The organism is Demequina sp. NBRC 110054 (assembly GCF_002090115.1).
Lineage (GTDB): Bacteria > Actinomycetota > Actinomycetes > Actinomycetales > Demequinaceae > Demequina.
Map to the genome: position 1 here is coordinate 518,147 of NZ_BBRK01000006.1, position 20,447 is coordinate 538,593.

19 protein-coding genes are annotated in these 20,447 nt (G+C 70.2%); 5 read left to right on the forward strand and 14 right to left on the reverse strand.

Going from position 1 to position 20,447, the window contains the following annotated elements; all coding sequences use genetic code 11:
• Positions 1-5: 5 nt before the first annotated feature.
• The 6 genes from B7K23_RS15055 to B7K23_RS15080 form a co-directional block, all read right to left on the reverse strand.
• Positions 6-800 carry an HNH endonuclease family protein gene (locus tag B7K23_RS15055; RefSeq protein ID WP_200809864.1) on the reverse strand — a complete coding sequence of 265 codons (795 nt, stop codon included), beginning with the start codon at positions 798-800 and terminating at the stop codon, positions 6-8.
• Positions 801-876: 76 nt separating this feature from the next.
• Entirely contained in the window at positions 877-1,827 is a 951-nt protein-coding gene (locus B7K23_RS15060) for a PhzF family phenazine biosynthesis protein (RefSeq protein WP_084127491.1), read from the reverse strand.
• 168 nt (positions 1,828-1,995) lie between these two features.
• Entirely contained in the window at positions 1,996-3,288 is a 1,293-nt protein-coding gene (locus B7K23_RS15065; protein WP_234996563.1) for an allantoate amidohydrolase, read from the reverse strand.
• Positions 3,285-4,511, reverse strand: coding sequence for an alanine--glyoxylate aminotransferase family protein (locus B7K23_RS15070; RefSeq protein ID WP_234996564.1), 1,227 nt, complete (start codon positions 4,509-4,511; stop codon positions 3,285-3,287). Before B7K23_RS15070 ends, B7K23_RS15065 begins: the two co-directional genes overlap by 4 nt.
• Before the next feature lie 78 nt (positions 4,512-4,589).
• Positions 4,590-6,167, reverse strand: coding sequence for an AtzH-like domain-containing protein (locus B7K23_RS15075; protein WP_084127492.1), 1,578 nt, complete (start codon positions 6,165-6,167; stop codon positions 4,590-4,592).
• Entirely contained in the window at positions 6,164-7,282 is a 1,119-nt protein-coding gene (locus B7K23_RS15080; RefSeq protein WP_084127493.1) for an acetamidase/formamidase family protein, read from the reverse strand. The genes B7K23_RS15075 and B7K23_RS15080 overlap by 4 nt, the downstream gene beginning before the upstream one ends.
• A gap of 151 nt (positions 7,283-7,433) precedes the next feature.
• Here B7K23_RS15080 and B7K23_RS15085 point away from each other — a divergent pair, with 151 nt between their 5' ends.
• Together B7K23_RS15085 and B7K23_RS15090 are read left to right on the forward strand one after the other, a co-directional pair.
• Positions 7,434-8,147: a YoaK family protein gene (locus tag B7K23_RS15085; protein ID WP_234996565.1), complete on the forward strand. Its 714-nt coding sequence runs from the start codon at positions 7,434-7,436 to the stop codon at positions 8,145-8,147.
• Positions 8,148-8,619: 472 nt separating this feature from the next.
• Positions 8,620-9,069, forward strand: a complete 450-nt coding sequence (locus B7K23_RS15090) for an Hsp20/alpha crystallin family protein (protein ID WP_084127495.1) — start codon at positions 8,620-8,622, stop codon at positions 9,067-9,069.
• Positions 9,070-9,226: 157 nt separating this feature from the next.
• Here B7K23_RS15090 and B7K23_RS15095 read toward each other — a convergent pair whose 3' ends face one another.
• The 3 genes from B7K23_RS15095 to B7K23_RS15105 all read right to left on the reverse strand — a co-directional run bounded on the left by B7K23_RS15095 (position 9,227) and on the right by B7K23_RS15105 (position 12,703).
• Entirely contained in the window at positions 9,227-9,805 is a 579-nt protein-coding gene (locus tag B7K23_RS15095) for a gamma carbonic anhydrase family protein (protein ID WP_084127496.1), read from the reverse strand.
• 143 nt (positions 9,806-9,948) lie between these two features.
• Positions 9,949-11,034, reverse strand: coding sequence for an SDR family NAD(P)-dependent oxidoreductase (locus B7K23_RS15100; RefSeq protein ID WP_084127497.1), 1,086 nt, complete (start codon positions 11,032-11,034; stop codon positions 9,949-9,951).
• 22 nt (positions 11,035-11,056) lie between these two features.
• Complete coding sequence (locus tag B7K23_RS15105; RefSeq protein WP_084127498.1) at positions 11,057-12,703, reverse strand: FAD-binding protein; 1,647 nt, start codon at positions 12,701-12,703, stop codon at positions 11,057-11,059.
• A gap of 53 nt (positions 12,704-12,756) precedes the next feature.
• On the opposite strand from B7K23_RS15105, the gene B7K23_RS15585 reads away from it, so the two are divergent.
• Positions 12,757-13,314 (forward strand): TetR/AcrR family transcriptional regulator, encoded by a 558-nt coding sequence (locus tag B7K23_RS15585; RefSeq protein WP_143338331.1) that lies wholly within the window; start codon positions 12,757-12,759, stop codon positions 13,312-13,314.
• A 23-nt stretch (positions 13,315-13,337) separates the two neighbouring features.
• On the opposite strand, the gene B7K23_RS15115 is transcribed toward B7K23_RS15585, so the two are convergent.
• From B7K23_RS15115 to B7K23_RS15135, 5 genes are all read right to left on the reverse strand, one after another.
• On the reverse strand, positions 13,338-14,831 hold the full coding sequence (locus B7K23_RS15115) for an amidohydrolase (RefSeq protein ID WP_234996566.1): 1,494 nt from the start codon (positions 14,829-14,831) through the stop codon (positions 13,338-13,340).
• A gap of 55 nt (positions 14,832-14,886) precedes the next feature.
• On the reverse strand, positions 14,887-15,924 hold the full coding sequence (locus tag B7K23_RS15120; RefSeq protein ID WP_234996567.1) for a LacI family DNA-binding transcriptional regulator: 1,038 nt from the start codon (positions 15,922-15,924) through the stop codon (positions 14,887-14,889).
• 60 nt (positions 15,925-15,984) lie between these two features.
• Entirely contained in the window at positions 15,985-16,839 is an 855-nt protein-coding gene (locus B7K23_RS15125; RefSeq protein WP_084127500.1) for a carbohydrate ABC transporter permease, read from the reverse strand.
• Entirely contained in the window at positions 16,839-17,867 is a 1,029-nt protein-coding gene (locus B7K23_RS15130) for a carbohydrate ABC transporter permease (protein ID WP_084127501.1), read from the reverse strand. Before B7K23_RS15130 ends, B7K23_RS15125 begins: the two co-directional genes overlap by 1 nt.
• Positions 17,868-17,952: 85 nt before the next feature.
• The gene (locus B7K23_RS15135) at positions 17,953-19,287 is read right to left on the reverse strand and encodes an ABC transporter substrate-binding protein (RefSeq protein WP_084127502.1); all 1,335 of its coding nucleotides are present in this window, start codon (positions 19,285-19,287) and stop codon (positions 17,953-17,955) included.
• A gap of 334 nt (positions 19,288-19,621) precedes the next feature.
• Between B7K23_RS15135 and B7K23_RS15140 the strand changes: the two genes are divergently transcribed.
• Together B7K23_RS15140 and B7K23_RS15145 are read left to right on the forward strand one after the other, a co-directional pair.
• Positions 19,622-20,065 (forward strand): hypothetical protein, encoded by a 444-nt coding sequence (locus B7K23_RS15140; protein ID WP_084127503.1) that lies wholly within the window; start codon positions 19,622-19,624, stop codon positions 20,063-20,065.
• Positions 20,066-20,240: 175 nt separating this feature from the next.
• Complete coding sequence (locus B7K23_RS15145; RefSeq protein WP_084127504.1) at positions 20,241-20,444, forward strand: hypothetical protein; 204 nt, start codon at positions 20,241-20,243, stop codon at positions 20,442-20,444.
• Positions 20,445-20,447 lie beyond the last annotated feature (3 nt).

Sequence of the window (20,447 nt, forward strand, 5' to 3'; positions counted from 1 at the left end):
GTCGCCTACGACCCGACGTTGTCCGCCGTGACGGGCTGGTCGCCGAGGTCGGGCAGCTCCTGGTCCGGGCACGAGTCAAGGACCGCGAGCATCGCGTCGAGCTCTGCCTGCGTGACCCACACCTCGTACTTGGTCTTCACCGCGACCTGCCGCGCCACATACGTGCAGCGGTAGGACTTCTGCGCGGGAAGCCAGCTCGCGGCGTCCGAGTCGCCCTTCTCCCGGTTGGCGCTCGCGTCGACCGGCTCGAGGTTGAGCGGGTCGTTCGCGAACGCCACGCGCTTCGCGTATTCCCACTGCGCGGCGCCCTTCTGCCACGCGTCCGACAGCGCAACGAGGTGGTCGATGTCGACCTCGCTCGCCCCGCCGCGCTCGAAGTGGATGCTCTCGCCGGTGAACGGGTCGTCGAGGTCGCCCGCGAGCACGATGCAGTCGCCGTCCATCTCGAGGCCCGTCAGCCGCAGCTGCAGTTCGTCGTTCCTGGTGTCGCAGCCGTTGCGGTCCACGTCGATCCAGCCCGAGCCGAACTCGTCGCGCTCGTAGCCGGTCTTCGCCGCGCGCCCCTTCACGGTGAGCTCGAGGGCCGCCTCATGGACACTCCCCTCGCCCCCGGACGATGCGACGGCCGGCTCGGACGCGGAGGTGGCCTGAGAGGTCGGGGCCGCGGCATCGGCCGCTCCTCCGTCACCCCCGGCGAGGCCGCTGACGGCGATCGCCACAAGGCCCGCGACCAGCAGCAGGATCGCGAACATCGGCTCGGGGCGACCCGCCGTGGGCGCGCTCGCGCTCGTGCCTGCCATCGTGTCTCCCTCCAGTGGCCCGGAGAGAATGTAGTCGCGGGAGCGGGCATCGCGGGGACCCGGTCCCGGCGCGGCGTCAGGCGTCGATCGTCCCCGTCACCGCGACGTGCGTCGCGCCGCCGATCCAGAGCTCACCGTCGCCCTCGGTGACGGAGATGCGGCCGTCGCGGCCGAGCACGGTCCCCTGGCGGGCGTCGTACGGCGCGGCGAGGACGCCGGCCGAGGTCAGCCATTGCGCGGCGGATGCGTTCAGGCTGCCCGTCACGGGATCCTCGAAGAGCCCGGCTCCCGGGTCCCCGACGAATGCGCGCACCTCGAGCGCAACGCCGTCCGGCCCGGCACCGTCGATTCCTTCTCCGTCGGCTACGGTGCCGATGCCGGTGCCGGTGCCGGTGCCGGTGCCGGTGCCGGTGCCGGTGCCGGTGCCGACCATTCGGTCCGGACCGTAGAGCCCGACGACGCCGTAGAAGCCCTTGTCCTCGCGCGCGGCCGTGTCGGGCCGCACCTCGAGGACGCTCTGCGCGTCCTTGAGGAGCAGGCCGAGCCAGCCGGGCCCGTTGTCGACCCACTCGGCGGCGACCACGTCGTCACGGTCCAGGCGCAGCCGCTCGCACGCGACGGCCACGTCCGCCTCGTCCACCGGACCCGACCGGAGCCGATCCGGGGCAGCGAAGGCGAGCATCGTCCCGTCGTGCCGAAGGGGCACCAGACCGACTCCGCACTCCTGGGTGACGCGGCCGAGCACCCGCGGCACGCCGCCCGCGTCGAGCCACGCCCGGGCCGTGCCGAGCGTCGGATGGCCCGCGAACGGGAGCTCCTCCGCGACGGTGAAGATGCGGACGCGGTAGTCGGCCGACGGGTCGGTGGGCGGCAGCACGAACGTGGTCTCCGACAGGTTCGTCCAGTTCGCGATGCGCGCCATCTGCTCCGTGGTCAGGTCCTCGGCGTCGAGGATCACCGCGACCGGGTTGCCCGTGTAGGGCCCGTTGCCGAAGACGTCGACCTGGCGGAAGGGGTGCTGGCTCATGAGCCCACGCTACGGGTGCCCATCAGGGCAGGTCGGGCGACGAGTGGCACCACCCCTGTTGACCATGGTGGGGATTGTCCGTACTGTCGTGTGGCAGGCGTCGAGTGCGATGGGGCTCTTGGCGCCGTTTCTATGCCCGGATTCAGGCGCTGCCGCGAGGCCGCCGGCTCAGCCGAAGTCCTTCGCCAGGTCCAGGACCGCCGCCTCGAACGCGTCGAGCGCGAGCGCCACGTCCGACTCGATCACCGACTCGTCCTTGTGGTGCGAGATGCCGCCGCCGCAGCGGATGAAGAGCATCGCGTAGTCCGTGAGCGACGCGACCGCCATCGCGTCGTGACCGGCCTTCGACAGCAGCTCGAGGGGCTCGCTGTCCCCCGTCGCCGCGATGCCCGCACGGATCGCGTCGGCGAGGCGCGTGCCGACGACGGTCGCCTCCGCATCGTGCCTCTCGACCGCCTCGAACGTCAGGTTGCGCGCGGCGCAGATCTTGTCGGCGCGCTCCTGGATCAGGTCCCAGACCCTGTCGCGCAGCTCGTCGGTCTCGGCACGCAGATCGAGCGAGAACTCGGCGCGGCCGGGGATGACGTTCGCGGCTCCCGGGTAGGCCTGCATGCGGCCGACCGTGCCGATCGCGCCGTTGTCGCGGGACAGCTCCTCGATCGCGGTCACGAGCTCGGAAGCGCCGAGCAGACCGTCGCGGCGCCGACCGTAGGGCATGCCGCCCGCGTGGCCGGCCTCGCCGATCATCGTGAGATCGAAGCGGCGGGCACCCATGATCCCGGTGACCACGCCTAGGGCACGGTCAGCGTCCTCGAGCAGCGGACCCTGCTCGATGTGAGCCTCGAGGTAGCCGAGCACCTGATCGCGCGGCAGCGCCGCCTCCTCGATCCGCGCGGGATCGAGCCCGAACGCCTCGAAGGCCGTGCGCAGCGTGATGCCCTGCGCGTCCTTGAGGTCCCACCACGCGTCCTGCCACGCGCCGGCGACGGCGCACGAGCCGAGCAGGGTGCGGCCGAAGCGCGTGCCCTCCTCGTCGGCGAAGCCGAGCACCTCGATGCCGAACGGCAGGTCCACGCCCTTGGCCTCGAGCCTGCCCACGACCGCGATCGCCATGAGCGTGCCGAGGATCCCGTCGTACCTGCCCGCCCCGGGCACGGTGTCGAGGTGAGAGGCGAGCATCAGCACCGGCGAGTCGTCCTCGGGCCCGGCGAGCGAGCCGCGCTGATTGCCGGCCACGTCCTGCCACGGGTCGAGTCCCGCCTCGGCCATCCACTCGCCCACGGTCCAGTTCGTGCGGGCGTGCTCGGCGGTGAGGTACGAGCGCTCGATCGCGCCGATGCGCGAGCTGTGGGTCGCGAGGACATCGCAGCGCTCGAGGATCTCCCGCGCCGAGAAGGGCACGGGACCGTCCGCATCGTCCATGTCGAGGGGACCCGGGACGATCTCGCCAGGCGAGGTCACGAGGCCTCCCCGTACACGCGGTAGGCCTCGTCGACGCCGCCGCCCGCGGGAAGGCCGAAGCCCTCGCGGCGAAGCACCGCCTCGAGCGCGGCGAGCGTGGTGAGGACCGCGTCCTGGCGCGCGTTGTAGCCCATGGTGCCAATCCTCCACACCTTGCCCGCGAGCGGCCCGAACGACGTGCCGATCTCGATCCCGAAGTCCTCGAGCATGCGCGTGCGCACGGCCTCGCCGTGCACGCCCTCGGGGATGACGACGCCGACGACGTTGGTCATCTTGTGCGCGGTGTCACCGAAGACCTCGAGGCCGAGGCCGCGCACGCCCTCCATCATCGCGCGGCCGTGGAGCGCATGCCTGGCCTGGAAGTTGCCGAGCCCCTCCTCGAGGACGATGCGGGCCGCCTCGCGTGCCGCGTACAGCATGGTCGTGGCCTCGGTGTGGTGGTTGAGCCTGCGCTCGGACCAGTAGTCGAAGACCATCGACATGTCGAAGTAGTTCGAGCGGATCGGGTGCGCCGCGACCTCGTCGCCCTCGGCGCGGATGCCGGCCTCGATGCTCTTGCGGGAGTTGATGACGCCCTCGGCCCGCGGCGAGAAGGTCGCGGGCGCGGACCCGGAGGGACCGCCCAGGCACTTCTGCAGCCCGCCGGTCGCGATGTCGACGCCCCACTCGTCGGTGAGGAACTCGTTGCCGCCGATCGAGGCGGTGACGTCCGCGTACAGCAGCGCGCCGTAGCGCGCGCACAGCTCGCCGAACCCATCGAACGGTTGCGCGACCGTGGTCGAGGTGTCGCCGTGGACCACCGCGAGGAGCTTGGGCTGGACCTTCGCCATGGCGTCCGCGATGAGCTCGTAGGGCGCGACCTGGCCCCACGGCACCTCGACCGTGTGCACCTCCGCGCCGCAGCGCTGGGCGATCTCGACGAGCAGGTGGCCGAAGCGGCCCATGACCGGCACGAGCACCTTGTCGCCGGGCTCGAGCACCGAGACGAGCGCCGCCTCGATCGCGCCACGCGCGGTCGAGTCGACGAGCAGGGTCTGCCGGTTGGCCGTGACGAAGACGCGGCGATACAGGTCCATGACCTCGTTCATCGCGTGGGTCATGAACGGGTCGTACTGCCCGACCAGCGGCGCGGACATCGCGCGCAGCACGCGCGGGTCGGCGTTGATCGGGCCAGGGCCCATGAGCAGGCGTGACGGCGGATTCAGCGGCCCCGGAAGAGTCATGGCTTCTCCAGAAATGTTGATGAGACCTACACAGTCTGGCGGATCGCGCGTTTCATGGGGATTTCGACGGCCGGAGGCCTACCCCTGCTGGTCGTGGAGCAGCTCGCGCTCCCACGTGAGCGCCGTCTCGATGAGCGCCAGGTCCGACCCCTTGGGGCCGATCAGGCTCAACCCCACGGGCCCCTCCGAGGTGCGCATCCACGGCACCGTGAGCGCCGGACGGCCCGTGAGGCCCGCGATCGCGGTCATGGACAGCGTCGCCTCTCGGACCCCCTGGAGGTACTCGATCGACGCGTCGAGGCTCGGCGCCGCGGACGGCGAGGTCGGCAGCAGCAGGATCGCGTTGCCGAGCGCATCGTCGATCTCCTTGGCGAGCTCGGCGACGTCGATCAGCGCCTCGGCCTCCTGCTCCTTGCCCACCGAGGACGCGTACTCGAAGCGCTCGAAGATGTCCTGACCGAGCGCGCCGGGGTGCTTCTCGACCCAGGCGCCGTCCGAGCGCCAGGCCTCGGCCGACTGCGTCACCCTGAACCCGGCGTAGAGGCGGCTCACATCGGGCAGGTCGACCGGCCTGAGATCGACGTGCACCTCGAGCCACTGGAGCAGCTGGATGAAGATCTGCCGCACCTCGGGCTGCGCGAGCACGGTGGCGCTCGGGGACGCAAGCACGACGTCGTCCAGCGTGACCTCCGGCTCGCCGGAGAACGAGGCCTTCGCGGCCGCGAGCAGGGTCTCGCCGTCGCGCGTCATCCACCCGACGGTGTCGTAGCGCGGCGCGAGCGGCACCACCTCCTCGAGGCTCACGGCGCCGTGCGTCGTCCTGAGACCCCACAGCCCCTGGTAGGAGGCGGGGATGCGGATCGAGCCCGCTGTGTCGGTGCCCAGGCCGATGCTCGCCTGACCCAGCGCGACCGCCGAGGCGGGGCCCGACGACGAGCCTCCGGGGACCGCGCCCTGCACGGCGCCGTTGGGCGGGGTGCCGTAGTCGGGGTTGAGGCCCGCGATCGAGTACGCGAACTGGTCCGTCTGGGCGATTCCGACGACGTCGGCGCCCGCGTCGAGCAGCGACTGCACCGCGGGCGCGTTGAGCTCCTTCGGCTCCGACTCCTCGAGATAGGCACGCACGCCTGCGCCCACGCGCTGGCCGAGCACCGAGAACAGGTCCTTCACTGCGACCGTCTCACCCGCGAGCGGCCCCTCGGACCTGCCCTCGAGCAGCGGGGCGCCGACGACGCGCCAGATCCGGGTGTCGATCGCGGCGGGCGTCGAGGACACGTGGGCGACCGCGATGCGCCATCCACCGCCGGGCCCGCCGACCGCGTCGGCCGAGTAGCGCCACAGCTGGGTCACGAGGCCGCGACCGCCCGCGACGGGGGCGTTGACCGAGACCGCGAGCCAGTCGTCGCCGGCAGGGGTCAGGCGCAGCTCCACGAGGCGGCGCGCGCCCGCGCCGCCGCGCTTGGCGCGGAACGAGGCGATCGCGTCGTGGCCGATGAGCAGGCCGGCGCCGTCGCCGCGGAGTGTCTCGTCCCCTGGCTCGAAGAACGCCGCGAGCGCGTCGAGATCGTCCGCCGCGAGCACCTGCTCGTACGCGTGGATCGCCTCGATCAGCCCGTCAGGGGCCATCGCCCCCGCGGCCACGTGGATGTTCGTCATGCCTCGCTCCAAACCGGCGCCCCCGGCGCCTCGAAGTCTTCCTTGCGGATCATCGCGTGCGCCCCGCACACGAGATCGACCACCTGGGAGATGCGCAGGTCCGTCGCCGCGGACAGGTAGGCATAGGCCAGGTGGGACTCCATGCCGTACCGGGCCGCGAGGATCGCGATCGCCGCGCGAGTGGCCTTGCGCACCGCCTCGTCGAGGTCGGCGTCGATCCCCGTGGGCATCAGATGCGTCGCCGTCTCTCCGAGCGGCCCGATGAGGTCGCCGAACGCGCGAGCCGCCTCGGCGGCCGGGATCAGGTCGAGCCTGATGCGCACCCGCAGGGACGCCTCGAGCGCGGTCAGCGCGACCTCGCCGTCGCCCTGCGCGAAGTGCGGGTCGCCCACGTACGCGAGGGCACCCGGCACCTGGACGGGGAGGAACAGCGTCGAACCGACGACGAGCTCCTTGATGTCGATGTTGCCGCCGTGCGAGCCGGGCGGGACCGAGTGGGCGCGCTCCGCGGTATCGGTCGCGACGCCCATGATCCCCAAGAACGGCGCGAGCGGGAAGGCGACGTCGCGCGGGCCACCCTCGCGGCGCGGCAACCAGCCCTTCCACACGCCGTCCTGGTCCGGCGCGATCGGCGCGAACACGGAGACGGCGTCGGCGCCGCCCGCGGGCATCTCTCCGGGCAGCGCGCCCCGGCCGTGGCGATTGGAGACGACGCCGTAGGGCACGCGCGGCGTCGCGTCGAGCAGGGTCATCGCGAGCACATCGCCCAGGCGCGCGCCCTCCACCGCGATCGGGCCGGTGACGACGTGGGGGCCATCGGCGCCGGGGTCGCGGCGCGAGGAGGTGGACAGGGCCGCGGCCTCGGCGAGCACCCTGTCCTCGGGCACACCGTGGGAGGAGAAGAAGCCGGCGGCGTCGGATCCCTGATCCGGCAGCAGGCCCTCGTGGCTCAGTGTGTCGACCACGACCTCGGCGCCCGAGTCCACCGTGAGGACCGGCGCATCGTCCCTGCACGGAAGGCGACCCCAGAACACGGCTTCGGGATCCGCGGGCAGGTACGGGAGACCGTCGGGGATGCTCTCCCCCGACCTCAGAATCCCTGCGTACTCGCCCACGTGACCCCCTCCGCCGCACAGGGCGCCCTCGTGCGGGCCGGAGCGCCCGCACCACGTCGTGTCCTACCCTGGCGCTACGAGACTACCGCCGACGCGCGACCCTGGCCCCGAGGGGCGACACGGCGCGCGCCCGTCCCCACCAGGAGGAACCGTGCTGACCCGGATGCGCGCCAACCCAGACCACAGCTACCTCGGGCTCATGCTCGCGCTCACGTTCTCCACGGGGATCATCGACGCGGTCGGATACCTCGGCCTGGACCGCGTGTTCACGGGCAACATGACCGGCAACGTCGTGATCCTCGGCATGGGTCTCGCGGGCGGCAACGACCTGCCCGTCGAGGGCCCGCTGGTCGCGCTCGCGGCGTTCATGGCCGGGGCCGCGATCGGCGGTCGCGTGCTGCGCGGCGCGCGCAAGGGCTGGACCGGGAAGCACACCGCGCTGTTCGGCGGCGTCGCCGCGGTACTGATCGCGGGCGTGGTCGTCGCGATGACCGTGACGATCGAGCAGGGCACGATCGCCGCGTACGCCGCCACCGCGTCGCTCGGCCTCGCGATGGGATGCCAGGCGGCGACCGCCCGGCACATCGCAGTCAAGGACGTGACGACGGTCGTCGTGACCTCGACCATCACGGGCCTCGCCTCGGACTCGGTGCTCGGCAAGGGCGGCGGCCAGCCGTGGGCGCGCCGCGCGGGCGCGATCGTCCTCATCGGCGCGGGCGCGCTGACCGGCGCGCTGCTGCTCAAGGTCGACTTCTCGGCGGGTCTGATCCTGTCGGCGCTCATCACGGTCGTCGTCCTGGTGCTGGGCCACATCACGCGTCCGATGGGCCACCGCATGCCGTACGACGGCGCGATCAGCCAGTAACCGCTCCGCGCTGTCGGGCGGTGCGACACACCTCCCGACAGTTCGAACCACTCCCACCTGCGACACTCCGGCGACACGCCGCGGTGCGCCTCGACGCGCTCGTGTGTCGCGACTCAGATTGGTTCAAAGTGTCCGCGACGGCTTGGCCCAAAGTGTGAGCGGCGGTTTGGCCCAAAGTGTGAGCGGCGGTTTGGCCCAAAGTGTGAGCGGCGGTTTGGCTCAAAGTGTCCGCGGCGACGCGCGATCGCACGGGGACGATGCTCCGCTCACCTAATCTACCAGGCCTTACTATCAATCTCTCGCCTTGAGCGAACATGACTCAACTTTGACTTGAGTCGAGGCCGCTCAAGTCTTATAGTGAGGGTGAGCGACGGACCCGCGGGGGCCACCAACAGGGGCCGGCCGACCGGGTCCGCCGCCACCGTCGGGAAGGACCCGACGCACACAGACGACTCACAGGAGGTTGAGGACCATGGCACGAGAGGTGATGCGCAAGGCGGCTCCGGCCACCGCGACGAAGGTGTGGCAGGACGACATGGATCGCATGCTCCGGCAGTTCTTCGGCGACGCTGACGCCTCGCTCGCGGGCGCATTCTCGCCTGCCCTGGACGTCAAGGAGACCGACGACGGCTTCACGCTTCACGTCGAGCTCCCGGGCGTCAAGGCCGAGGACGTCGAGGTCTCGCTCGAGGACAACGTGCTCACCGTCGCTGGCGAGCGCAACTTCTACGACGAGACCGAGGGAGAGGGCTACCGCCGCATCGAGCGTCGGTTCGGTAAGTTCCACCGCGCGGTTCGCCTGCCCGACAGGGTCAGCCCGGACAAGGTCGAGGCCACCTACACGGACGGCATCCTCACGGTGAACGTCCCGAAGGCCGAGGAGGCCAAGCCCCGCAAGATCACCGTCGCCAAGGGCGCGTAAGCGGCCTTCGCGACCGTCACGCTCGTCGGAGCCGCCCCCCGGCACCGGCGGGCACCCTCGCCCCGATCCGCTTCACCCCCCGAAGCGTCGACCGAGGCAGCAAGGCCCTCGGGGATCGCACCCCGGGGGCCTTTGCGTGCCCGGGCGCATGCCGCGTTCAGCCGGAGTCGGGCCGGTGCAGCTCGCTCTGGTCGCGCATGATCTGGCGCGTCGGCGTGCCGCGCTCGACCCCGTAGACCGTGCCCGGGAAGTCGAGCTCGCGCTGCACGCGCCAGATCTCGTCGTGCCGGTCGGGAGGCAGGACCAGGGCGGGATGACCGACGGCCACCCAGTGGATCGGCACCATGGTGCCGGCCTCGAGCATCGTGTTGACCTGGACGACGCCGCCGATGCGGATCTCGCACCCCTCCCCCACGCGCGCTCCGGGGAATACCGACGCGCCGGTCGCGACGAAGGATCCGCTCCCGATCGTCGCGCCTGAGACGTGCGCGTGCGGACCGACCATGACGGCGTCGCCGATCCTGCACGCGTGCCCCGCGCGGGACTTCACCACGGCGTTCTCCAGGACGATGCTGTCCTCGCCGATCGTGACCGGACCCTGTTCCCCGCTCACGACGGCGCCGTGCAGGATCCGCACGCCGGGGCCGAGCGTCACGTCTCCGCTCACGACCGCCGACGCGGCGACCGAGGCCGTCGGGTCGATCTGCGGGCTCGTCCCACCGTGGTCGAGGATCATCGTCAGCCTCCCTGGTCAGGCACTGGTCCGAGCCCTTACCGCGGCCACGGAGACGGCGCGCACGCACCCGTCCCTGTCAGGGTACGACCGGACGCAGCGGGGGTCCCGGGCAGCACCCGGAACCCCCGCCTCGCACCCCCTCGTCAGACTGCCGACCAGCCCCCGTCGGAGGGCAGGATCACGCCGTTGAGGTTCACCCCGTCGTCAGAGAGCAGGAACGTGATGGATGCCGCGAGCTGATCGGCGGTGGTGGGCGGAGGCGCGACGACGAGCGCGCCCATCACCCTGTCCTGACCGAGCTCCGAGTCGAAGCGCGCCTCGATGTTCGTGATGACCCCGCCGGGAGCGACGGCGTTGACGCGGATGCCGCTCGGGCCGTACATGAACGCGGAGCTCTTGGTGAGGCCGACGACCGCATGCTTGGAGGCCGTGTAGGCGACGCCGGCCGCAGAACCGCGGAGCCCCGCCTCGGAGGCAATGTTGACGACCGACCCCTTGCCCACCTCGAGCATGAGGGGGAGCACGGCGCGCGTGAGCTTCATGAGACCGGTGACATTGACCGAGAACACCCGCTCCCACACCTGGTCCGAAACCTCGTGCAGCGGCGTCATGTTGTCCATGATCCCCGCGACGTTCGCGAGCGCGTCGACCTTGCCGCCGGCCGCCTCGAGCACGCGGGCGATGTCCTCGTCCTTCGTGACGTCGGCCGTGACGACGGTGACGTCGCTGCCGTCGAGCTCCTTGGCGAGGCTCTCGAGACGCTCGGCGGAGATGTCGAGTGCGATCACCCGTCCGCCCTCGCGGGCGACGCGGGACGCGGTCGCGCGGCCGATGCCGGATCCCGCGCCGGTGACGACCACGGTCTGTCCCGTGAACCGTCCCTCGGTGATCCTCTCCTTCCATTCGGGCAGCTCGTCCGCGCCGTCGGTGAGCGTCGATACATCGTCGGGGGTGACGGGCTCGCTCCCCTCGACTGCCTGCTCGGGCGAGCCACCCTCGGCGGCTGCGGCCTCGGCCCTCTCGATCAGCATGTCGAGCGTCTCCTGAGTGAAACGCCCACCGGAGATCTTGATGAGCTTGTTCATGGAGAAGCGCTTGACCGGCGCCATCGCCTTCTCGCTCTGACCTGACTCCGCGAGCATCTGCCGGATCACGGGGCCGCCGTAGGGGTCCTTGAACCAGTCGGCGATCTTGGTGTCGCCTGTGAGGTGGGTGTGCGTGGTGGACATGGGGACTCGTCCTTTCGGTTGGTCAGGGGCGTGATGCCGCGTGCATGGCCGCGAGGTAACCGAACACCGTCGCCGGGCCGATCGTGGAGCCGGCACCCGGGTAGGTGCGGCCCATGACCGATGCGGTGGCGTTGCCGGACGCGTACAGGCCGGGGATCGGCGCGCCCTTGGTGGAGATGACGCGGGCGTGCTCGTCGGTGAGCAGCCCGCCCTTGGTGCCCAGGTCGCCGGGGACGACCTGCACAGCCTGGAACGGACCCTTCTCAAGGGTGCCCAGGTTGGGATTGGGGTGGACCGTCGGGTCCCCGTAGTAGTTGTCGTAGGCCGTGCGCCCGCGCTCGAAGTCCTCGTCCACGCCTGCGCGGGCGAAACCGTTGAAGCGCTCGACGGTCGAGGTGAGCACCTTCGGATCCATCCCGAGCTCGGACGCGAGCTCCTCGAGGGTGTCCGCCTCGACGAGGATGCCGGCCTCCTTGTACTTCTTGGTGCCGGTGAGGAACGCGTTGAAGAGGTAGCGATGCCGGTGGCGGCGGTCGATGATCATCCAGCACGGGATGGTCGGCACGGTCCTGTGGTGCTCGAGGATGTCGTGCCCGACGTCGATGTAGCTGGCCGACTCGTTGGTGAAGCGTCGTCCCTCCTGGTCCACGAAGATCGTGAACGGCATCGACCGCTCAGCCACGAGGAACTGTGCGTCCTTTCCCTCGGGGTCGGGGACCGAGGCCCCCCACCACGCATCGTCCATGAGCGCCACGTCGCCGCCCGCGTCGATGCCGACCTGGATGCCGCTGCCGACGTCGCCCTCGGGCGCGGAGGTGTAGCCCTCGATGCCGTGGTTCTCGAGGCGCCACTCCTTGTTGCGGGCGAAGCCGCCGGTTCCCAGGACGACGCCCTTGCTCGCCTTCACGCGGAGCATGCCCGACGGGGTGGTCACCTCGGCGCCGACCACGGCGTCGCGCTCCTTGATCAGCGCGGTCACGGGGCTCGAGAGCATCACCTCGGTGCCCTGATCCTTGACGATCCGCATGAGGGCGCCGGTGTACCCACCGCCGAGCCCGTACAGCTTCTTGCCCGTGACGAGACCGCCCATGGTGCGGAAGAAGAACTTCGCGCCGCGGATGAAGCCGTCGGACGTGGACCACGCCCTCGAGATGAGCCACACGTCGTCGGTCTTGATCGGGATCGGCGGAAGCATGTCGGCAGTGCGCCACGTAGCCGCGTCGTCTCCTAGGCGCTTCGCGTCGAAGGGCTGCGCCTCGATCGATCGGCCGCCGGCCATGCCGCCGGGCTTGTCCGGGTAGTAGTCGGGGTAGTCCTTCGAGGGCGCCCACTCCAGCCCGAGCGATTCGAGAAGTCGGTACACGCGGGGCACACCTCGGATGAACGCCTTGCGGCGTTCCAGGGACGATGCGGGGCCGACGTCGCCGATCGTCTCCTCCATGTAGCGCAGGACCGCCTCCTCGGAGTCCTGCTTGCCGAGCGCCTCCATCCCGGGGTGCCCGGGCATCCACAGCCCGCCTCCCGAGATGGCGGTGGTCCCGCCCCACATGTCGGTGCTCTCGACGACGAGGACCTTGAGCCCCTCGTGTGATCCCGTGACCGCGGCCGCGAGCGCCGCGGCGCCGCTTCCCGCGACCAGCAGATCGACTTCCTTGTCCCACTCGGGCATGTATGCGTTCCCTCCGCAACCGGACACCGTTGTCCGGTTGCTAGCCTAGCCGCATGGCCACCTCTCGCGCCAACCCCGGCCCGCGCGCCGCGGCGGCGAACCGCCGCTCGCTGATCGACGCGGCCCGCGCGCTGTTCGACGAACGCGGTGTCGAGGTGCCGCTCGTCGAGATCGCGCGCCGGGCGGGCGTCGGCCAGGGAGTGCTGTACCGCCACTTCCCCGACCGCGCCTCGCTCGTATTCGCGGTGTTCGACGAGAACATGACGCAGCTCGAGTCGCTCGCGCAGGAGCACGGCCCCCTGCCCTTGCGGAGGCTCGGCCACGAGATCTCTCACCGCGTCCAGGGAATCGCCCCCCTGATGAGCTTCGCGACGAGCACTCCCGACGACCCCCGCCTCGGCGCGCTCGAGGGCCGCATGAGGGTGCTGCTCGAGCAGTCGCGCGACAGCGCCCACAAGGCCGGACACCTTCGATCGGAGGTCACCATCGAGGATCTCCTCCTGGCGATCTCTATGCTCGCCGCGCTCGCCTACACGGTGCCGCCCGACCAGCGGGAGTCGCGCGTCGAGCACGCATGGGAGCTGATCTCGCGCGGCCTCGAGAGCCCCTGACCAGGCGACCTACGGCAGGCTAGTTACCAGGTGCGGTGGGTCACCCGTCCCGCGCTCACGGTAAGCGCGACGTACATCCCCCGCAGGGTCGGCATGTCCGCGGCGAGCGGGTCCGCCTCGAGCACCGCGAGGTCCGCGGCTCCGCCGACCTCGAGCCGCGACGCTGACCAGGACGCCCTGAGCGCGGTCAGCGGGTCGAGCGCGTTGCCGGGCTCCCACGGCTCGCGCGCGTCGCGCGTGCGGTGCACCGCAGCGGAGATCGCGAACCACGGGTCGAGCGGCGCCACGGGCGCGTCGGAGCTGAACGTGAGTACCGCGCCCGCGTCGTGAAGCGCGCGGTAGGGGAACGCGCGCTCCGTCCGGCCGACCCACAGGCGGTCCGTCACGTCGCGGTCGTCGAGCGCATGCTCGGGCTGGACCGACGCCCCGATGCCGAGCGCGGCGAAGCGCCCGAGATCCTCGGTGGTGACCATCTGCGCGTGCTCGATGGTCCCCTTCGCGCCCGATGCCTCGAACGCGTCGAGCGCCCGCTGCACCGCCAGGTCGCCGATCGCATGCAGCGCGATCCGGAAGCCTGCGGCGTCGGCGTCGCGCATCACCCGCTCGAGCTCGCCCTCCCCGTAGACGGCGTGGCCATGGCCGCCGTCGGCGTAGGCGTCCACGCACAGGGCGGTCCCGGAGTTCAGCGCGCCGTCGGCGAACAGCTTGAGGGCGCCCACGGTGACGAGCCCGTCGGTGTCGGGCACGACGGACCCCGTGCGCTCGCCGCGCGCGATCGACAGCGGGAGGTGCTCGGGGTACACGTTCGCGGTGACGCGCACCGCGTTCAGCCCGCGTCGGAAGCGGCCCGCCCACACGCTCGGGTTATCGGCCATCTCGAGGTCCGTGATCGAGGTGACGCCGCGCGCGGCGGCGGCAGCGATCGCCGCGGCGATCAGCTCGTCCTCCCCCTCGGCGGCCTCCTTGTCGACGGCCTGCTCGACCGCGAAGGCGGCGCCCTCGCGCACGATGCCTGAGGAGGGAGCCCCGAAGCGCGAGGCGGCGGCGTCGTTGATCCAGACCGTGTGCAGGTCGTGGGAGACGACGACGATCGCGCGTCCGTCCTGGCCCGCGGCGGCGGCTGCTGCATCGAGCATCTCCCCCGTCGGCGAGTGCGACCACAGCGCGTCCTGGAAGCCTCGTGCGACGAAGGCGGAAGTGTCGGTCACGTGTTCGCTCGCGAGCGCGACCCTGATCGTCTCGGCGACGTCCTCGGGCTCGCGGGCTGCGGACACGTCGGTACGTGCGAGGTGCTTGGCCCACATGGTGAAGTGCGCGTGATGATCCACGTAGCCGGGCGTCGCCCAGCGGCCCTCAAGGTCGACGACCTGGGCGTCGCGGTCGACCTCTGCCTGGCCCGTGGGGACGATGCGCACGATGCGATCGCCCTCGATCGCGATATCGACCTCACGCTCGGGCCCGTCCAGCAGGCGGACCGCTCTCACCAGCAGCGTCACGCGCTTCTCCTCGTCACTCATGGGGGACGAGGGCGACACTACTCCGGCCGCGGGACGGCGCGGGACACCAGGGAGGTCAGGCGGAGTCGCGCTCGATGAGCTCGATCGGCAGGATCGTCGACCACGGCCGCTCGTTGCCCGCGAGCACGTCGATGAGGATGTCCGCGGTCTCCCACCCCATCGCCTCCGAGGGCTGCTTGACGGTCGTCAGGGGAACCGGGCACATATCCGCCGCGGGGCTGTCGTCGTAGCCGACGACCGCCACGTCCTCGGGGATGCGACGGCCCGCCTCGATGAGCACGGGCATCGCCGCCGACGCCATGAGGTCCGAGGCGATGAACACCCCGTCGACCTCGGGGTACCTGGCGAGGAGCTCGCGCGCGGCCCGAGCACCCCCCACCGCGGTGAAGTCTCCGCTGATCGCGGGACCAGGCTCGAGCCCCGCCTCCGCGACGACGCGCCTCCAGCCATGCGTGCGCTCGTTCGCGGACTGCATGTCCTCGGGACCCGTGATGGCGGCGATCCGGGTGCAGCCTCGCGCGACCAGGCGACGGCCCGCGACCGCGCCGCCCTCCTCGTTGTCGACGTCGACCACCCACGTGTCGATCGCCTCGAGCCCCGGCCGACCCCCGAACACGAGGGGGATCGCGTCCCCGATGCGCTCGAGGAAGTGGTTCGAGGTGTGATGCGAGACCACGACCGCGCCGTCGACCGCACCGCCCATGAGGTAGCGCGAGTTCTTCGCTCCGGGATCGGAGCTGGCCACCATGAGGTTCAGCACGTAGTCCGACTCCTCGAGCCTGCGGTCGATCCCCGCGACGATCGAGGCGAAGAACACATCGCCGAAGAACCTGGTGATGTCCTCGGGAACGACGAGCGCGATCGCGTGGCTCTGCGCGCTCGCGAGCGAGCGTGCCGCGCGGTTCGGCACGTAGCCGAGCTCGGCGATCGCCGCCCGCACCGCCTCGACCGAGGACGGATTGACCTTGTCGGAGCCGTTGACCACGCGCGAGACTGTCGCACGCGAGACGCCGGCACGGGCAGCCACCATCTCGAGCGTAGGCGCCGTGTGGCGCAGCACGCTCATCTCCATCTCGCCGTCAGGGTCAGGCATGGGCCCATGATGCTATAGAGCCCATGCCTGCCCCAGCAGGAAACGTCGGTCGTCACCGGACTAGCCCTTGACGGCGCCCTGCATGATGCCCGACACCAGCTGCTTGCCGGTGAAGATGAAGAGCAGGAGGAGCGGCAGCGTCGCGAGCAGCACACCCGCCAGCACGAGCGAGTAGTCCACGAAGTAGTTCGCCTGGAGCAGCGACAGCGCCACGGGCAGCGTCGGATTCTGCGGGTCGAGCACGATGAAGGGCCAGAAGAAGTTGTTCCAGGTGGTGACGAACGTGAACAGCGCGAGCATCGCCGCGGCGGGGCGCGCAGCCGGGAGACCGACGTGCCAGAACGTCCTGATCATGGAGCAACCATCCACGCGGGCCGCCTCGATGAGCTCGGTCGGCAGCGACTGGGACAGGTACTGCGTCATCCAGAACACACCGAAAGCGGTGACCAGCGCCGGGATGATGACCGCGCCGAGCGACCCGGTCCAGCCGAACTTCTGCATGAGGATGTACAGCGGCACCACGCCGAGCTGCACCGGGACCGCCATGGTCGCGATCACGGCGACCAGCAGGGGGCCCGAGCCCTTGAAGCGCAGCTTCGCGAACGCGAAGCCCGCGAGGGTGGACAGCACGACCGTGCTGACCGCGGTCGTGGTGGACACGATGATCGAGTTCGACAGCGCCTTCCAGAAGTTGACCGCGGGGTTGGAGATGACCTCCGCAGCGTTGGCGAGGAAGTTCCCGCCCGGCCACCAGGACATGTTCTGGTCGTAGATGGTCGACTGGTCACCCGAGCCGATAAGGAACGACCAGTAGAACGGGAAGATCGCGGTGGCGAGGACGATCGCCAGTCCGCCGTAGACGAACCAGGACGGGCGCCCGGAGGAGATGGACGTAGAGACCTTGCGGCGTGCCATCACTTGCCTCCCTTCGAGGCGGAGTTCTGCTTGGCGGGCTTGGCCTTCTTGGCGACGTTGTCGCTGGCGATGAGCCGCTGCGTGAGGAAGAAGTTGACGAGGCTGATCGACACGATGATGAGGAAGAGGATCCACGCGACGGCGGCCGCACGGCCGAAGTCGAACTTCACCCAACCGGTGTTGTAGAGGTACATCGTGATCGTGAGCCATTGCTTGTTGGCTCCGCCCAGGCCGTACGTGTCGTACATGCGAGGCTCGTCGAAGATCTGGAGCCCGCCGATCGTGGACGTGATGATGACGAAGACCATGGTGGGTCGGATCTGCGGGATCGTGATCGACGCGAAGCGGCGCATGCCGCCCGCTCCGTCGATCGCGGCCGCCTCGTAGAGGTCACGCGGGATGGCCTGCATCGCGGCGAGCAGGATCAGCGCGTTGTAGCCGGTCCAGCGGAAGTTCACCATGGTCGCGATCGCGATATGGCTGGGGATCACGTCCGTGTGCCACAGGATCGAGTCGAGCCCGATGTCGTTGAGGATCGAGTTCACGAGCCCGTACTTGTCACCGAACATGTTGGAGAAGATGAGTGCGACCGCCACCGGGGCGACCACGTACGGCAGCAGGACTCCCATGCGCCAGAACGTCTTCGCGCGCAGGTTCTGGTCGAGCATGGCCGCGATGAACGTCGCGACGATGATCTGAGGAACCGACGACAGCAGGAAGATCGAGAAGGTGTTGCGCAGCGCGATCCAGAACTCGCGGTCCTGGAGGACCCACACGAAGTGGTCCAAGCCGATGAACTCACCGGAGTTGCGCACCTGGTCCCAGTCCATCATCGAGATGAACGCGGTGTAGAGGATCGGGAAGAGTCCCGTGACGGCGAAGACGAGGAAGAACGGCGCGATGTACAGGTACGGCGAGTACTTGACGTCCCAGCGGCCGAGTCGCTGACGCCAGGTCAGCTGCGCGTGGCCGCCGTCCCGACGCTGCTCGTCGGTGGGATGGTCGGGGCGCTGAAGGGTGGAGGTCATGAAGGGTCCTTCGGGGTGACTGCAGCGGCACGGGCCGCCCCCTCCCCTTCAGAGAAGGAGGAGGCGGCCCGTCCTCGCGGCGTGATTAGCCGAGCGCGGCGATCTCGCTGAGGGCCTGGTCCCAGGACGTCGTGGGGTCCTGAGATCCGTCCTCGGTACGGGTCAGCGCGTTCTGGATGATGTCGTTCACGTCGAAGTACGACGAACCCTTGAAGGGCGACACGGTGATCGCGTTGGCACGGTTGGAGAAGATCGTGCCGAGCGAGTCGGTGTTGAAGAACTCCGCCTTCGTGGGCGAGTCACCCGAAGCGAACGCGTCGTTCAGCGCGGTCTCGTCCTCAAGCGCCGAGTTCTGGCTGGGGAAGGTGCCCGCGTTGGCGAGGGCCTTGAGCTGCTGCTCGGGGGCCGTGAGCCAGGCTGCGAACTCGATCGCTGCGTCCACGTTCTCGCCGTCGGCCGGGACGGTCAGGTAGGAACCGCCCCAGTTGCCGCCGCCGCCGGGGAAGACGTCCGCGACGTTCCAGCCGGTGCTGTCAGGAGCGGCACCCTGGATGACGCCGAGCATCCAGCCCGGGCACAGCATCGTCGCGAAGTCCTCGTTGGCGAGGGCCGCGTACCAGTCGTCCGACCACTGCGAGAGGTGGGCCGAGAGGCCTGCAGAGGCGTCGGTCACCATCGTGAAGGCGTCGGCGACCTCGGCGTTGTCGGCAGCGATGAGCTCACCGGTGTCGGGGTCCTCGTACGCGGCCGCGACCTGGTTGATCACGCCCTGGTAGATGGCGCCCGCCGAGTCGAACCACGCACCGCCGGTGGCGTCCACGTAGTCCTGGCCGACAGAGAAGTAGGTGTCCCAGTCACCCTCGAGCAGCGCGGCGACCTCGGCCGGGTCGGTCGGGAGGCCGGCCTCCTCGAAGAGAGTGGCGTTGTAGCAGACGGCCTCGGGGCCGATGTCGGTGCCGTAGGCGACCAGGCGACCCTCGGAGTCGGTGGCGGCCTCGGTCTTCCAGTCGAGCCAGCGGCCGTCGACGTCCGCGGAGGTGAGGTCCGCCAGCAGGTCCGCGTACTCCATGACCTCGGGCATCCAGTCCACCTCGATCGCCTCGACGTCGGCGAGGCCGCCGGCGCCCAGCTTGGCGAAGTAGTTGGTGCGCGCGTCGTTGGAGGTCGCGGCGACGTTCGCCTCGATCGTCACGTTCGGGTGCAGCTCGGTGTACTCGTCGAGAAGCTCCTGCGTGTAGCCGAAGTCGTTGAACGTCGAGATCGTCAGCGTGATGGGCTCGTCGCTCATCGCGTCATCTGATGCCGAGTCCGAGGACGACGGGTCGGAGTCGCCACCGCCGGAGCAGGCGGCGAGGGTCAGGGCGAAGACGGCTGCACCCGCAGCGATCCCCGCCTTCCTGGTGCGTGGTGTGAGGCTCACTTTCACTCCCTTGTGAAGTAGGTGCAAAGACGATTCCCGAGAGTGGTGCACCCCTCTGTGGGAGCGCTCTCACGAATCGCCTTGAACCTACGCCCACGCCCAGTGCCGGGCAAACGTTGCAAGCGTTTGCAGGCCTGTGTCGAAACACAATCGTTACCAAAACTGCACGCGCAACCGGTTTTCTCGTGAGAGCGCGTTCACGTGCTTGCGAGAGCGCTCTCACGTTTCCAGAAGCGACAGCTCATCCCGCGTCGTCGTCCTCCAGCCGGTGCCGGTGGGGACGGCGCCGCACCCGACCCTTTCGCACGTCGCTCCGGCGTGGAAGGCTCTGCCTATGGCGAACCTCGCGCAAGGGACAGGGACGATGCTCGTGCTGGCGTGCGCGATCGCGCTCGCCGGGTGCGCGGCACCGATCGACCACGGCGATCTCGACGCCGCCGACAGCCCCGTCGCGCGCTACGACTGGGACGCGGGAGGCCCGCGCGAGACCGCGCTCCTGACGGGCGTGCTCGAGCTCCGCGACGGCTGCCTCTACGTCGTCGGGACCGGCGACGCGGCGGACCTGACCACGGTCCCCGTGCTGCCCCGCGAGCTCACGGCCTGGGATGCGGAGCTCGAGACCCTGACGTATGCGGGCGTGGAGTACGCGATGGGCGATGCCGTCGCGGCCGGCGGCGGGTGGGGCGAGCCGCACGACGGTGTGGACCTTCCCGACGCCTGCGAGCCTGACGAGTGGGGCGAGGTCATGTACGTCCAGGACGAGTCGCTCGCGCCGTAGGACCAGCGCCGAGCCGACGCCGCATGCGCACGCACTGTCCGCGCGACAGCCTGCGCCCACGCACCGACGCCTCCAGCTCCCGTGCACCGCGCGCATACCAGCCGTATACCGGAGCCTCCGATTCTCAAATCACGTGCATCGGCACGTGTCCAGGGGAATCACAAGGGGAAAGATCATGAGCATCGTCAACTTCAGCCAGAGCCCGCAGGGCTACCCGCAGTTCCGGGTCGATGTCGGCGCCATCGCGACACCGATCATCGCCACCGGCGCCGCGCTCGCCGTCGCGGCCGGGCTCGGCTTCGCGTTCGCCGCGAGTCCTGACGACGTCGCGCCGATCTGCGACGACCTGTCACCCATCGCGGGCGTCGCCGTCTGCTGACCC